Below are 13,625 nucleotides of genomic sequence, written 5' to 3' on the forward strand. Positions count from 1 at the left end.
AGTTCACGTCGCTCTCACCAAAGCCGATGCATCCCACTGCGACTCGCCCGCAACCATCGGCAGACAGTCGGGCGGAAACTCCTGTCTGATCTCGATGCGCCGTGCCATGACGGTATCCAGGAAAGCCGGCAGGTGCTTCATCGCGTCATTGGGCTTGTCGTGCAGCACAACGGTCGTCCAAGACTGCGCTTCGATGTCCGCAAGTGCGCGCGCAACCCACGCGTTCGGCGGCTGCTCCCAATCTCTGGGCACGCTGTTCCACAGCACGACGGTGTGGCGCGTGCGGCGAAGGTAGTCGAGCGATTCGGCGGTGAAGACGTGCGGCCCCAGGATGCCTTTGCCGGCATATGGCCGGAAAAGCGGCACGTCCTCGTTGAGTCCGTCCAGCAGCACATCCATCTCCTCGATTTCCCGCAAGTGATGGCCGTGCGGGGCGTCTGCCCTGCCCAGCGGCACGTCGTGGCTCAAGGTGTGGTTGCCGATCCAATGGCCCTCGGCCTTCGCGCGTTCGGCCAGCGCTCTCGCCCCGGGCGCTCGCAGCTGCTTTCCGACCAGGAAGAAGCTCGTCTTGATTGCGCGCTGGGCCAGGGCATCCAGCACCGCGCCAGTGCCGTCGGTTGGACCGTTGTCGAAGCTCAGCGTCAGCCGTTTCATGTCATCTCCATGTCTTTTTCTCGTGAGATGCCTATGATCCGAACTTGTCCCCGGCTGATCTGTCCCCACGATCAGGGACGGGTTTTCCCTGCCTTTGCCATGTCTGAAAGCTCTTCCTTCCCCCTGGCGCTCGACCAGATTGGCCGCGCGGAGTTCGCGCCCACGCTGCTTGCGCACATGAATGCTTCCGTCGGCGCAGAGCATTGCGTGCTGTTTCGTTTTGAGCAGGACGATGTCAAGGTCCTCGGCTTCGCTAGCAAAGGTGGCACAGAGATGGCTGGAGTGAACTCGGCGCGCTATCGCAAGGACTTCTGGAAGCGCGATGCCATCTTCCAAGAGCTGAAGGAAAGCCTTGGCGGCTACCGGGCGGAGGTCTCCTGCGTCGCAGCCGAAGAGGTCGCTGACGCAGAGTTCCGCCACGAGCTGTTCCTGACGCAGGGGCTCGCAGGACGCGCGATGCTGATCGGTGAACGCAGCGACAAGCTCTACGGCGTCTCGTTCTTTCGAGACCGGTCTGCAGGGTTCTTCTCGCAGTCCGAGCGCCTGGTCATCCGGTCTCTCGCCGACACCCTGATCTCGTGCGTGGCCAAACACCACGATGTGCTGGTGCGCGACTCGTCACTGTGCGCTCTTTTCGCGTCGGTCGAGGAGCTTGCATCGAGTTTCACCGGCATTCCAGCGCGACTGACTGCGCGCGAGTGCGAGGTGTGCGCGCGGATCGTCTATGGGATGTCGATGAAGGAAATTGCACGCGACCTGAACATTTCCGCTGAGAGCGGCATCACGTATCGCAAGCGCGCCTACCTCCGCCTGCGCGTGACAAGTCGCTCTGAGCTGCTGCGTCGACTGCTCGAGAATCTTTAGGACGCAATGCCCGGCACTTTGGCGAAGCTGAAATAGAGGGGCTTTTCGAGGCTCACGCCCCCATCAATCTCATCGCCTTCATTGTCTTGGCTATGCCCAAGATCGCGATGACCCTCTTCAGGTTGTAAGCCAGCACGTGCAGGCTCATTTCGGTGCTCACGTGCTCCAGTTTCTTCGTCAAGAAGTGCGTCCAGCCCATCCAGTGCTTGAAGGTTCCGAACACGTGCTCAACGGTACATCTTCGCAGCGTCATGGCCATAGGCTTGTGATCCAGGCGTTGCTGGACACGCTCGAGCACCTCCTCATACTCCCACCGCCGGATGCGCCGGTAGTCGCTGGGCGTGCATTGATCCTTCATGGGACACCTGGGGCAGGCGCTGGTCCAGTAGAGACGCGCTTTGAGTCCATTTCTCTCTAACGTGCTGAACCTGTAGATGGCTCGTTCGCCGGCAGGACACTGATACGCGTCAGCCTTCGCGATGTAGATGAAGTCGCCCTTATCGAAGCGCCCCTCGGCCTTGGCGTTCGAGGTCATCGGCTTGGGCGCGTAGGCCTTGATGCCCGCATCCTTGCAGGCCTTCAACTCCGTGCCGTTGAAGTACCCGCGATCTGTATGCGGTCATTTAACCGCGTCCCTTGCGTGAGTTGAGGAGATGTGATGGACGGCCGACAGTGTGAGCTGAGGGCCAGCGGCCGGCGTTTCTCAGGTGTCTGAGAGCGAGATGTTCCAGGGCAGCAAGGCTTCGTAGTCGAGTAGGGTAGCTACAGGCGACCTATGGACGCTCACTGCCGTTGGCTACTGTTTGCTCCGGCTTGCCTGCCGGCGATCAAGGCAACTTGCCCGGAAGCTTTGTTGAGGTTGACCGGTCTATGGCGCAGGTCAACTACTGGGTGCCGGTGACCCACGCCCGGCTGCGTATTGTCAAGGCACCCCTGGCGCCAGCACCTGCTGCATCGCCAGGCGGATCTGCGGCAGACGCTCCAGCGCCGTGCGCCGGCCACAGTCGACCATGGCCTCGGCCGCCGCAAAGTTGAAGCCTTCGCCGACCGGGATCGGAACGGTCAGCGACAGGTCGGCGCGATCGGCCTGGGCGGCGGCGTCCCACCAGCCCTGCAAGCGCCAGGCACCGCCCATCGCGGCGCGCAGGCCGAACGGGCGACGCAGTCGCTGTTCGAAGCGATCGGCGGCGCGCGCAGCATCGGGGGGCGCCTCGGGATAGGTGGGTCGGACCAGCGCGGCGAGCCTGAAGCCGCAGCCGCGCGCGGCGAGCAGGTCGACCGGCAGGCGCGACACGACCGCACCGTCGACGAGTACCGAGTCGCCGAGCCGGACCGCGGCGAACACCCCCGGGATCGCCGCCGTGGCCCGTGCCGCCGGCGCCACGGCGCCGCTGTCGAGCACGGCACGCTTGCCCATCGTCAGGTCGGCCGCGACGACCGCGACCGGCAACCGCAACTGCGCAAACGTGGCATCGCCATACAGCTCGCGGGTGAGCGTCGTCATGCGCGATGCGGAGATGAGCGAGGCGCGTGGCAGCCATTGCATGCCCCTGGCGCGCGCGAAGTCCGCGACCACGCGCAGGACGTTCTCGGTCGCCGCGCGCGCGCTGCCGAATCGGGCAAAGGCCAGTGCCACGGCACCCCCCATGCTCGAGCCGCAAAGGAAGTCGATCGGCAGCCCGTCGCTCTCCAGGACCTCGAGCACCCCCAGGTGCGCCAGCCCGGCAGCCGCGCCCACGCTCATGGCCACGCCCACCTCCCGGCCGCAAAGCCGCCGCACGAGGTGATCGAGCGCCGGCTGGCGCGCCCGCGACCACTCGCCGCCCGATGCCGCAGCGTCGATCTCGTCGCGCGGCACCGCGTGGCACCAGCGCTGCAGTGCCGCCGCCCCGGAGGGCGCACCCGGGCGCCAGACGACGGGGGCGGCGTGCGTATCCGGGAGGCGGCGCAGATCGTCTGCGGTGACCAGCAACGCGTCATCGGCATCGAGCTCCGCCAGCAACGCCGCGCTGCCGGCCTGGCCGGTACCGAGCAGCAGCACTGCGTCGCTCGGCCCAACGTCCCGCCAGCGGCGAATGCGCTGCGCGCCGCTTGCCGCGTCGTCGCGCGACTCGTCGTGCTCGGAGCCGGGCGCGTAGTGCTGCAAACCGCGGGCAAGCGCCGCCAGCAGGATCGGGTCGCCTTCCTCCTCCGTCGGCACCAGCACGACGCGCGGCCGCGCCGCCGGCGCACGGCGCGTCCGCTCGCGAAGGCGCAGCCCCAGCAAGGTCGCGACGTTGCGGAAGAACGCGACCTCCTGCGCCATCGCCTCTAAGAGAACGGGGGCCGAGAGGACCCAGGTTCGCACATCGCGCTGGGCGACGACGTTGGCCGAGACCGGATCGCCGGTCAGCGCCGACAGCTCGCCGAAGCACTGGGGCGGCAACAGCAGTAGCCGCCGGCCACCCCCGGCCAGCTCGACGCGCACAGCGCCGTCGATCAGCCCGAACAGCTCGGCCGACGGCACGCCGGCGCGCAGGATGATGTCGCCCGCTTCGAAGCGACGCGTTTGCAGGTATCGTTCAAGGGAGGCGAGCGCCTCGGACGAAATGCCGGCGAACAGCGGGTGCAGGGCGAGCGCAGGCGTCATCGCGCCAGGCCGGGCACCAGGGCGTCCCGGCGCGCGACGTTCTCGATCGGCAGGGCAATCGGCGCGGCGAGCACGCCGAGCAGCAGGAACCCGCAACCTTCGGCGAGGACTGCGAGCGCCTCGGCCGGAAGCGTCCGGCGGCTGCAAAGGGGCGGCGGTTCGGCGAGCATGGCCGCCAGTATGCCGCGGCGCGAGGGCGCCTCGGTGATCGGGTCGGGCGTGCCGTGGGGCAAAATCGTTCGTCCCATCCGCCACGCGTGCAACCCGCCGGCCTTCGGATCTCCGGAGGTTTGACGGGTGGTCCGCAGCGCGCCCGACACCCATGCCGAAGATCGCCAAATCCGCCATCGTCGTCCCGAGCAAGCTCGACCCCGCCGCGCGGCAAGAGTTCATCGATGCGCTCTACAAGGTCCATTGCGAGGTGTTTGACGGCGTCAGCCGCGACTCGTTCGCGAAGTACGTGGTCGAGTCCCCGGCCGAGCACACCTGGATCAACGTGCACCGCAACCACGCAGGCGAGATCGTCGGCTACTTCGCGCTGCACATCTTCGAGCGTGAACTGGCCGGCAAGGCGAGCGCCATCTTTCGTGCCGAGGCCGGTATGCTGCGCGCTTACCGGGGTGGCAATACCAACACACGCTTCGGCCTCAAGCTCGGCGTGCCTTACCTGCTGCGCTACCCCGGGCGGCGCGTCTACTACCTCGGCTCGCTGGTGCACCCTTCGAGCTATTGCCTGTTTGCCAAGCACTTCGACGTGATCTGGCCGAGCACCCGGCATCCGCCGCCGCCGGCCGTGGTCGACGTCATGGACGAGTTGGCGAACTCGTTCGGCCTCGAGCGCGTGACCTCCGACAACCCGCTTACTCGCCAGGTGCACTGGATCACGCGCGACTCCGAGGTCGAGCGCTACTACTGGCGCCAATGCGACAAGCCCGCGGCGCGCTTCTTCATCGAGGCCAACCCCGGCTACGGCAAAGGCGACGGACTCGTCACCCTCGTCAGGATCGACCCGCACAACCTCTGGCACATGATCTCGACCTTCTTCGCCGAGCGCTACGCGCGGCGCAGGGAGGGATTGACGGCGATGCTGTACCGCCTGCCCATCGGCGGCCAGTTGCTGCGCCCGGCCGAGGTCGTCCGGCGCCTCGAGGCGACCGCACTGTTCGGCTCATTCGACGCACCCAGCCTGGCCACGCTGGCACGCAGCGCGCAAATCGTTGCGCTTCCCGCGGGAAGGACCGTCTTTCGTGCCGGCGACCCCGGCGACGAGCTCTACGTGATTGCGCGCGGCGCCGTCTATGTGCTGGCCGATCGCGAGGGCGCAGGCGAAGGCGAAGACGCCATCATCGACGAGCTGGCCAGCGGCGACATGTTCGGCGAGATCGCCATGCTCAGCGGCGAACGGCGCAGTGCCACGCTGCGCACCGCCACCGCCACGCTGCTCATCCAGATTTCGCGCGCGGCGTTGTTCTCCATCCTCGAAGCGCACCCGAAACTGAGCGAGATCCTCTGGAAGAACTTCGCGGCGCGGCGCTTCGACGACTGCGCGCGTGGCCTGCCGACGTGGAAGACGATGGAGCGCGCGGCGCGGCTGGCGGTCGTCGACGCGGGGCAGCACCGGCCGCTGGCCGCCGGCGAGCGCGCCGAGGTGAGCGCCGGCGAGCTCTTGCTCGTGCTGCTGGGCACCGTGCAGGTCGAGCAGGTTGGCACATCGACCGTCGTGCGCGCGCCCGCCCTCTTCGATACGAAGCAGGCGATGGCAGTGACGGCCATTGGCGCGGCGCGCATCGTGCGCATCGCGCGTTGATGAACCTCGGATTCAAGGGACCCTGGCCGGGGCCGGCTACAAGTCGTTCTCGGACACGAACAACGATTGCAGCCACAGCGAAATGCCTTGCCATAGGCTCGCGTGCGGCTCGTCGTGCCGCACCTGCGTCTTGCCGCTGTCGTCGCGCAGATGCCATTCGACCGTCTGGCCGTCTTCACCAAGCTGGAGCCGGTACATGCTGGCGAAGGCATCGGCGCGCAGCAGGCCGAGCGCCTGACGCGTGAGCGCCGCGCAGTCGATGGTGACGCCCAACTCGGTGTTCAGCACCGCCGAGCGAAGATCGAGGTTGACCGAGCCCACCACCATCCAGCGCCGGTCCACGCCCACCACCTTGGCGTGCAGGCGCGGCGTGGATTTGCCGAAGACCCCGAAGGTGTTCGACCGCTGGACCAGTTCGGGACCGAACTCGTACAGCTGCACGCCCAGCCGCAGCATGTCGGCGCGGTAGCGTGAGTAGGCGCGGTACACCAGGGGCTCGTCGGTGGAGCCGAGCGAGTTGGTGACGATCAGCACACGCGTGCCGCGCTTTTGGGCCTCGCCCATCATGCGCAGGCCGACCGGGCCGGGCAGGAAGTAAGGATTGACGACGACCACTTCCTCGCGCGCGGCGGCGATCACATCGAGCTTGGCGCGCATCGCCGGGCTGGCCTTGTTCGTGTCCACGGGTTGGAGCACCTTGTCGGGCGGGTCGTCGTGCACGCGGGCACTGCCGGCCAGCAGTTGCAGCCGACCCTGCGCGAGCTGCACGCGGACCGTGCTCTGGCGCAGGTAGTCCAGCGGTGGCACGACCGGCGGTGGGCCGGCGAATTCTTTCAGCCGCAGGTCGAAGTCGGCGCGCCGCTCGGCGGGTTTCGAGGCGCGTTCCAAAGCGTGCAGCCTCTGCTCCAGCGCCCACACCTGTTCGCTGTTCCAGTAGCGGTCGAAGCTCGCCGAGAGGTCGCGCACGACGGCGCCTGCGGAGAGGACGTCGAGGTCGATGAAGTTGGCCTCGCCGTGGCGCGTGAAATATTCGTCGGCGATGTTGCGCCCGCCATAGACGGCGAACTGGTTGTCGGCGACGAAGAGCTTGTTGTGCATGCGACGGTTGACGCGCGTGAACTCGTGCAGCGACAGCAGCAAGCGACGGATCGGCGTGCCGTAGCGCTCCGGCAGCGGGTTGAAGAGGCGCACTTCGACGTTCGGGAACGCGGCCAGCCCTCGCAGCGCGGGGTACAGATCGCCAGCGTGGTAGTCGTCCACCAGCAGCCGCACGCGCACGCCGCGCACCGCGGCATCGCGCAGCGCCGCCAGAAACGCTGCGCCGGCGGTATCGGCATGGATGTGGTAGTACTGCGCGTCGATCGAGCGTGTGGCCGCCTCGGCCAGCGCGAGGCGCGCATCGAAGGCCATTTCGCCGCTGGGCAACAGCCTGAAGCCCGAGCTGCCGCCGGGTGCGTCAGCCAGGCTCGTCGCAGCAATGCGCCCGAGGGGCGTGCCGCCGCCATCGGCGATGGCGCTGCTGGTCGGCGGCGCGATGCGCGGCGGCAGCGTTGTGCAGCCGGCGAGCAGCAGCACGAAAAGGGCGGTCAACCAGCGTCTCATGGCTTAGGTTCCGAACCGCATCGCCTGGAAGCGAGCGTTCGCCGCAATTCTGACGCCATCCACAGGGCAGCGGAAGGTCCTGCTTGTCCAAGCAGCCGGCACGCACCCCATGCCGCCCGCGATCTCGAACCCGCGCGCGTCGATTGCCGCACCTATCCTGCGCCTGGCAGCGGCCGCAGAATTGCTGCGGCGCCAAACCGGTGCCGGATCCTCCAAACCATGTTCTCCTCAACCTTGACCCGCGGTGCCCGCATTCGAGCTTGGCCGTGCTCGGCACGTTCGTTGCCGCGATCGTCTTCTTTGGCAGCGAACGCCTGATGCGCGACGAACTGCCGCGCCTGATTCCAGGAGGCGAACTGAGCACTGTGCGCGCGCCGCGGATGCGTGTGCACACGCGCATACTCGTGGCATTCCTGCTGCTCGGGTTGCTGCCGCTGGCGGTGCTGTCGATGGCAGCGCTGACGCGCGCCGACGCGCTACGGACCGCCGACGCGGCGACAGCGGCGGCGATCATCCACAACCTCAATCTTGTGATCATCGTGCTCGCACTTGGCGGGGTCGTGGTTTCGGTCGCCTTGGCCCTGCTGGTCGCGGCAAGCGTGGCACGACTGCTGAGCGAGGTGCAGGCAGCCATGGCGCAAGTGCAAGCGCGGTGGGCTGGACGCGCGCTGCGGGGTGGTCTCAAACGACGAGATCGGCGCCGTTGCCGAAGGTTTCAACGCCATGGTCCGGGGCCTGCGCGAACGCGAGGCGATCCGCGAGACATTTGGCAGGTACGTCAGCCCCGAAGTGCGCGACGAGATCCTCGCCGGCCGGGTGAGCGGAGCCGGCGTGCAGCGCGACGTGACGATCCTCTTCGCCGACCTGCGCGACTTCACGCCCTGGGTCGAGGCCAGCCCGCCGGCCGAGGTGGTGGCCGATCTGAACGCTTATTTCAGTGAGATGGACGCCGCGATTGGCGCGCACGGCGGCTTGGTGCTGCAGTTCATTGGCGATGAGATCGAGGCCGTGTTCGGAGCGCCCATCGAAGACGTACGCCATGCCGATGCCGCCGTGGCCGCGGCACGCGAGATGGGGCAGCGCCTCGACGCCTAGATCAGCGTGCGGCGCTCGGCATGCAAGACCGAGTTGCGCCACGGCATAGGCATCCACACCGGCACCGTGATTGCCGGCAACGTCGGCAGCACTGAAGGCATGTCCTACGCACTGGTCGGTGACGCGGTGAACCTCGCGTCGCGCATCCAGGCGCTGAACGAGGATTTCGGCACTCACATGCTGGTCAGTGGAGCGACGCGTGCCAGGCTATCGTCGACTGTCGGACTCGAAGCGCTTCCAGCGGTGCGCGTCAAGGGGCGCAGCGCGGAGGTGGCGGCGTTCGCGATGAGGTGACACGGCGAATGAAGTCTTCACGACCATCACCCTGGCAGCGGCGGGACCGCACATCGGCGTCAGCTCGATCGGCATCGGGCCGGCGTCGACGGTCAGCGTTGCGACGCGGGTCTTCGCGATGCGTACTTCTGCTACGGGTCGACAGCACCAGTCGGCAGCCAGCCGAAGCTGTCGTTGGTCTCTCAGCAGCGTCGGAGGACGCTGTTGTCACCAGCTTGATCGCCGACATACCGGCAGGTCCGACGGCACAGCACTGGACCTTGAACGACAGGTTCCGGTAGTCGCAGTCACTCGGTCCCCGAATCTGACCGGCTGCACCCAGTCTTATCCGGACCTTCATAGAGGCGAATGCGTCACCTTGAGCGCCCAAACGCACGCCAGGTTGCAATGGCCGCCGTCTGCGCCGCGCTGACGTGGGCTTCTAAGCCCTCAACAAACCAATGCCACCTGTGAGACGACTCTTCTTCCATGGTATCTGCGTTATGCAACCACGGCGAGTTCACCAAAGCCGCGGCGGCGTGAGTACGGTCGCTGCGGGTTGCCGCATTTGCCAATACACGCCGCAGTTTCGCTCGGTGTCTGACGAGCGACAATTCGACAGCCACGACCGTCAACCCATCGCCAAAGGCGACCGCAACTGAGCCACGCTCAACGCACCCACGCAGCCATGAAAAGGTCTTCTCGTCCGCCAGGGGAATCACCACGTTCACGCTCCCGCCATTGCAGCGCAGGCTGAGTAGCAGCAATGTGGCGCGAGCCGAGTCGTCGGCGTCGACCTCAAGGCTGAACCGGGCCCTCCTCGCCTCAAGCTCATCGGCCATCTCGGGTTTGGTTGTCAGGAGCAGCACATGGCCCTGGAACAACGGTTTAGAAGAACGAAAAAGCAGGTCGCTGGCTTCGATGGGGTTCAGAAGAGCTGCGCGATGGAACGCTTCGATTGCGAGGGATGCGGTGCGCATAGTAGGTCCTTGTTGTGGACTTCCTATAGCCATCGCTTTTATGCACCTAAAGTGGTTCGCGCGCGGGCTTGCCGCTCGCCGCGCGTCTAAGCGGCAATGCGGCGGGCAAGCCGACGATCACCGGCGACTGCAAGAGCCGACCGATTCTTTGCCCCGCAACGCAACGCAATCGCGGCGGGCTTAGATTCGCAACTTTGTTCGCAGCATGGCTGCGCAACTTCGAAACTTTGATAGTTGGTTCGCAACTTTGTTATGGCGACCACTACACACCAAGCTCCGGACGGGGCTAGGACGCCTGGTGCGTTCTCAGGCCGCACTATCGGTCTTGAACTCGGGGTCGGCTCTGCCGAAGCGGTGACGGCGCAGTGCGGGCGCGGCCGGCCCTGCTGCTTCAAGGCGTGGCGATGCGTTCGCCGCGCGCCTCGGCGACGCGTTCGGCGTGCCACCAGGCGAGCAGACGCTTGAAGTCGCCGCCGAAGCCGACCCTGAGCAGCTCTTCGTAGATGACCGAGCAGTTCGCCGCTTCGCCCATGTCGAGCAGGCGCTCGGTCGCGGCCCGGTCGCAGCGCAGGTAGGCCGCCTTCAGGCTGCGCACTTCGCGGTCGACGGCCGCGTGGGTGCCGTTGGGCGGCTGCGCGCGCGGGTTCGAAGCAAGGGTCGCGAGAAGAAGCGAGGCGGCGATGGTGGCTGCGATGGACAGAGTACGATGGTGGGTCATGGGGCCTCCGATGGCGGGTGAGGGTGCCGCTGCCATTGCGCTCCACAGCTCGCGCGCCGTCATGAAGGAACCGGCGCGCGTGGTGAAAAAGGCTGAAAATTCCTCCCTACAGGCCGGGGAGACCAGATGCAGGTTCGAGCCGCCAACCGGTTGCGCTTCGAAGAGTTCGATCTCGACGTCGGCTGCCGCACGCTGCGCCGGGCCGGTCGGAGGCTCAACCTTCGCCCGCGCAGCTTCGACGTGCTGGTCTACCTGGCCGAGGCCGCAGGCCGGCCGGTGGGCAAGGACGAGATCCTGGCCGCCGTCTGGCCCGATGTCGTTGTCGGCGAGGAGTCGCTGACGCGCTGTGTCTCCGACATCCGGCAGGTTCTCGGCGAGCACGGGCAGCACATTATTAAGACGCTGCCACGGCGCGGGTATCTCTTCGCGGCTCCGGTCGAGCCTGTGCCGGCCTCACGCGCCGCCGATGCGGGGCCGGCCACACCCGCTGGCGAAGCGGCAGTGCCGTCCTCGTCGGCTCGGGCGGCGATTGGCACGGTCGCGGGTGAGGCCGCCGCGCCGGTGAGGCGAGGCGCTGCTGCCGTCGCGCTCTGGAGCGGCCTCGCGGCTGCCATCGTCGCTGTGGCAGCGTTGGCTTGGTGGTGGCAGCAGCGTAGCGCACCGGTGGTGCCACCCGCACCACCTCTGTCGATCGTCGTGCTACCCCTTGCAAGTGATGGCGGCGACCCGGCGCAGGACCGGCTGGCCGCCGTGCTCACCGACGAGATCACGGTCGACCTGTCGCGCATCCCCGAGAGCTTCGTGATCGCACGGGCGACCGCGGACAGCTACCGCGGCCGCAGCGTCGACGCGCGTCGCGTGGGCCGCGAGCTCGGCGTGCGCTATGTACTCGACGGCGGCCTGGTGCGCCTGGGCGACACGGTGCGACTGACCCTGCAGCTCGTCGACGGCGAGAGCGGGCGCGCCCTGTGGGCAGACCGTATCGATGGCGAGCTACCCGACCTTCCTGCGCTGTACCGCCGAGTCACCGGGACGGTGGCGAGGTCGCTGGACCTGACGCTGCAGGAGGTGGAAACCGCACGTGCTCGAGCGCGGCCCGGTGCCGACTCGCAGGAGCTGTTGCTGCAGGCGCGGTGGCTGCTGCAGTTCAACCGGACTACGCCGGACTCCCTGCAGCAGGCGCGCCGGCTGCTCGAGCAGGTGAGCGCGCGCGACCCGGGGTCGGGGCTCGCCTTCGCGCTGCTAGCACAGACCTATAACTACGACGTGTCACAGCGCTGGCTGAGCCTGCGCGGCGCGACGCGCGAGCAGTGGCTTCAACAGGCCGACAGACTCTCGGCGCAGGCCTTCCAACTGGATCCCGCCGATGCACGCGTCGTCGGCGTGCGCGGTACGACGCTCGCGCTGGCCGGCCGCTCCGAGCAGGCGGTGGAGTTGCTCGGGCGCCAGATCGGGCTCAATCGCAACGATGCAAGCGCCTGGTTCTGGCTCGGTTATGCCCGTTGCACGCTCGGCCGGCAGGATGAAGCGATCGCCGCCCTCGAGCAGGCGCGGCGGCTCAGCCCGCGCGATCCGAATCTCAACGGCATCTTCGTCGTCACCGCGGCGGCGCATCTGTACCTGGGCCGCGACCGCGAGGCGCTCGAATGGGCGCGGCGCTCGGTGCTCGAGCGGCCGCAGCACGCGGTGGCTCATTCGTGGGTCGCCGCGGCGGCAGCGAACTTGGGCGAGACGGAAACCGCGCGCGCGGCGCTGGCGGAGTTCAGACGGCGGCTGCCCTCCTACACGATTTCGTCGTTCCGCGACGAGCGGCTGTGCGCGAACGACCTCTGCCGCGCCCAGCGCGAGCGTTACTACGCGGGGCTGGAGAAGGCTGGGCTGCCCGAATAGGTTGATTCCGCGCTGCGGGCCTTCTTCGGGTGGCTGCGCATGGGTCAGAGCGGCTGAGCGAGCGGCGGACTTGTGGCGACGAGCTCAAGACTACGGAAGTCGCTGATGGGTCGACAAGAGCAGTTCGTGTCTTCAGCCAGCTGGCGCGAGAGCTGTCATCAACTTTGAGGATGCCGATTCCTCACGTTGGTTGTATGCGCGATCGGCCAATACCGGAAGTTCGTCACGACCCTCCAGTTTTCCTTCATCCGCGCTTCGCAAGCGGTCCAGCCCTGGCTAAAGTCGCCAAATTCAACCCTCGCCATCGTCCACTGCCGACCAAATCCTGAAGCATGTTCATCTCTGCAGCCATCATGGTTCCTGCCGAAGCCAATGCTTGGATAACTTTGTCGCTCGTCTTGCCGACCTGACGAGCCTTGAACTCGAGGAGACCGACCGTTTCAACGAGATTCCTGGTTTCACAGGCGAGCACGGCGGCTTCAGCTACGACCTGCTTGGTCAAGACCCCGACGTCAACGAGGATTGGTGGTATCGCCTGGACGTGACCTGTACGACCGACCTTCCCCTCAGAGCATTGGCAAGCGCGGCTCGTGGGTTCGAACGACGCTTCATAAAGGCCAAGTCACCCAGCAGTGAAGGCGTTATCGACTTCTCCAGTGAACTCGTTGATGCCCTTGCTGAGGTGGGAATCCACGGATGCAAGCCAGTAGCCGGCGGCTAGCGGCCAGGAGCCGTCGTTCGTTGTCGGGGGCCAATTCGCTCCAGAGCCGACTTTCCCGACGTCGGCAACAGCGCTTGGCGTTGCCTGCAAGAAGCGCGTGCACACCAACCAGAGCTTCGTGAACAATCGGCACTCGACAGCAGTCTTAATCGATCCCCACTTCAACGCAGATGGACGCGCCTCAGATCTACAACGCTGCCACCTTCGGTGATATGGGCCTCGTCACCGCTCTTCTTGACGCAGACCCGTTGCTTGTCAATGCGCGTGACCAGTATGGTTTCACGCCGCTGCATGGCGTGGTCGGGGAGGACAACATCGAGATGGCTCGGTGCCTCATCTCAAGAGGCGCAGAAGTGGGGGGGCGGTTTCAAGTCTGAAGCGCAACAGGCTTG

At 66.6% G+C, this 13,625-nt stretch carries 11 protein-coding genes and 2 pseudogenes; 6 read left to right on the forward strand and 7 right to left on the reverse strand.

Annotated elements, in window-relative coordinates:
* Positions 1 to 3 precede the first annotated feature (3 nt).
* Complete coding sequence (locus ACSQ89_RS21215) at positions 4 to 654, reverse strand: polysaccharide deacetylase family protein (RefSeq protein WP_436296354.1); 651 nt, start codon at positions 652 to 654, stop codon at positions 4 to 6.
* 99 nt (positions 655 to 753) lie between these two features.
* Between ACSQ89_RS21215 and ACSQ89_RS21220 the strand changes: the two genes are divergently transcribed.
* Entirely contained in the window at positions 754 to 1,518 is a 765-nt protein-coding gene (locus tag ACSQ89_RS21220; RefSeq protein WP_436296355.1) for a helix-turn-helix transcriptional regulator, read from the forward strand.
* Positions 1,519 to 1,570: 52 nt separating this feature from the next.
* On the opposite strand, the pseudogene ACSQ89_RS21225 reads toward ACSQ89_RS21220, so the two are convergent.
* From ACSQ89_RS21225 to ACSQ89_RS21235, 3 genes and pseudogenes are all read right to left on the reverse strand, one after another.
* Positions 1,571 to 2,128 (reverse strand): annotated as a pseudogene (locus ACSQ89_RS21225) (transposase); the annotation flags it as partial.
* A gap of 312 nt (positions 2,129 to 2,440) precedes the next feature.
* Complete coding sequence (locus tag ACSQ89_RS21230; RefSeq protein ID WP_436290838.1) at positions 2,441 to 4,147, reverse strand: patatin-like phospholipase family protein; 1,707 nt, start codon at positions 4,145 to 4,147, stop codon at positions 2,441 to 2,443.
* A complete protein-coding gene (locus tag ACSQ89_RS21235; RefSeq protein ID WP_170855476.1) occupies positions 4,144 to 4,395 on the reverse strand; it encodes a hypothetical protein in 252 nt (83 codons plus the stop codon). The genes ACSQ89_RS21230 and ACSQ89_RS21235 overlap by 4 nt, the downstream gene beginning before the upstream one ends.
* A 74-nt stretch (positions 4,396 to 4,469) precedes the next feature.
* On the opposite strand from ACSQ89_RS21235, the gene ACSQ89_RS21240 reads away from it, so the two are divergent.
* Positions 4,470 to 5,954: a cyclic nucleotide-binding domain-containing protein gene (locus tag ACSQ89_RS21240; protein ID WP_436290837.1), complete on the forward strand. Its 1,485-nt coding sequence runs from the start codon at positions 4,470 to 4,472 to the stop codon at positions 5,952 to 5,954.
* A gap of 36 nt (positions 5,955 to 5,990) precedes the next feature.
* Here the strand turns inward: ACSQ89_RS21240 and ACSQ89_RS21245 are convergent, their stop codons facing one another.
* Positions 5,991 to 7,544 (reverse strand): phospholipase D-like domain-containing protein, encoded by a 1,554-nt coding sequence (locus tag ACSQ89_RS21245; protein WP_436290836.1) that lies wholly within the window; start codon positions 7,542 to 7,544, stop codon positions 5,991 to 5,993.
* 735 nt (positions 7,545 to 8,279) lie between these two features.
* On the opposite strand from ACSQ89_RS21245, the pseudogene ACSQ89_RS21250 reads away from it, so the two are divergent.
* A pseudogene (locus ACSQ89_RS21250) lies at positions 8,280 to 8,945 on the forward strand (adenylate/guanylate cyclase domain-containing protein).
* A 353-nt stretch (positions 8,946 to 9,298) separates the two neighbouring features.
* Here the strand turns inward: ACSQ89_RS21250 and ACSQ89_RS21255 are convergent.
* Entirely contained in the window at positions 9,299 to 9,904 is a 606-nt protein-coding gene (locus tag ACSQ89_RS21255) for a hypothetical protein (protein WP_436290835.1), read from the reverse strand.
* A gap of 391 nt (positions 9,905 to 10,295) precedes the next feature.
* The gene (locus tag ACSQ89_RS21260) at positions 10,296 to 10,622 is read right to left on the reverse strand and encodes a hypothetical protein (protein WP_436290834.1); all 327 of its coding nucleotides are present in this window, start codon (positions 10,620 to 10,622) and stop codon (positions 10,296 to 10,298) included.
* Between the two features lie 126 nt (positions 10,623 to 10,748).
* On the opposite strand from ACSQ89_RS21260, the gene ACSQ89_RS21265 reads away from it, so the two are divergent.
* The 3 genes from ACSQ89_RS21265 to ACSQ89_RS21275 all read left to right on the forward strand — a co-directional run bounded on the left by ACSQ89_RS21265 (position 10,749) and on the right by ACSQ89_RS21275 (position 13,610).
* Positions 10,749 to 12,512, forward strand: a complete 1,764-nt coding sequence (locus ACSQ89_RS21265) for a winged helix-turn-helix domain-containing tetratricopeptide repeat protein (protein ID WP_436290833.1) — start codon at positions 10,749 to 10,751, stop codon at positions 12,510 to 12,512.
* Positions 12,513 to 12,888: 376 nt separating this feature from the next.
* Positions 12,889 to 13,233, forward strand: coding sequence for a hypothetical protein (locus ACSQ89_RS21270; RefSeq protein WP_436296356.1), 345 nt, complete (start codon positions 12,889 to 12,891; stop codon positions 13,231 to 13,233).
* Positions 13,234 to 13,403: 170 nt separating this feature from the next.
* Complete coding sequence (locus ACSQ89_RS21275) at positions 13,404 to 13,610, forward strand: ankyrin repeat domain-containing protein (RefSeq protein WP_436296357.1); 207 nt, start codon at positions 13,404 to 13,406, stop codon at positions 13,608 to 13,610.
* Positions 13,611 to 13,625 lie beyond the last annotated feature (15 nt).

The organism is Variovorax sp. LjRoot175, from assembly GCF_964253805.1.
In the GTDB taxonomy this organism is placed as follows: Bacteria; Pseudomonadota; Gammaproteobacteria; order Burkholderiales; family Burkholderiaceae_C; genus Variovorax.

Coding starts and splice junctions, on each gene's coding strand:
- ACSQ89_RS21215 (WP_436296354.1), bottom strand. CDS start 654: ATGAAACGGCTGACGCTGAGCTTCGACAACGGTCCAACCGACGGCACT.
- ACSQ89_RS21220 (WP_436296355.1), top strand. CDS start 754: ATGTCTGAAAGCTCTTCCTTCCCCCTGGCGCTCGACCAGATTGGCCGC.
- ACSQ89_RS21230 (WP_436290838.1), bottom strand. CDS start 4,147: ATGACGCCTGCGCTCGCCCTGCACCCGCTGTTCGCCGGCATTTCGTCC.
- ACSQ89_RS21235 (WP_170855476.1), bottom strand. CDS start 4,395: ATGGGACGAACGATTTTGCCCCACGGCACGCCCGACCCGATCACCGAG.
- ACSQ89_RS21240 (WP_436290837.1), top strand. CDS start 4,470: ATGCCGAAGATCGCCAAATCCGCCATCGTCGTCCCGAGCAAGCTCGAC.
- ACSQ89_RS21255 (WP_436290835.1), bottom strand. CDS start 9,904: ATGCGCACCGCATCCCTCGCAATCGAAGCGTTCCATCGCGCAGCTCTT.
- ACSQ89_RS21260 (WP_436290834.1), bottom strand. CDS start 10,622: ATGACCCACCATCGTACTCTGTCCATCGCAGCCACCATCGCCGCCTCG.
- ACSQ89_RS21265 (WP_436290833.1), top strand. CDS start 10,749: ATGCAGGTTCGAGCCGCCAACCGGTTGCGCTTCGAAGAGTTCGATCTC.
- ACSQ89_RS21275 (WP_436296357.1), top strand. CDS start 13,404: ATGGACGCGCCTCAGATCTACAACGCTGCCACCTTCGGTGATATGGGC.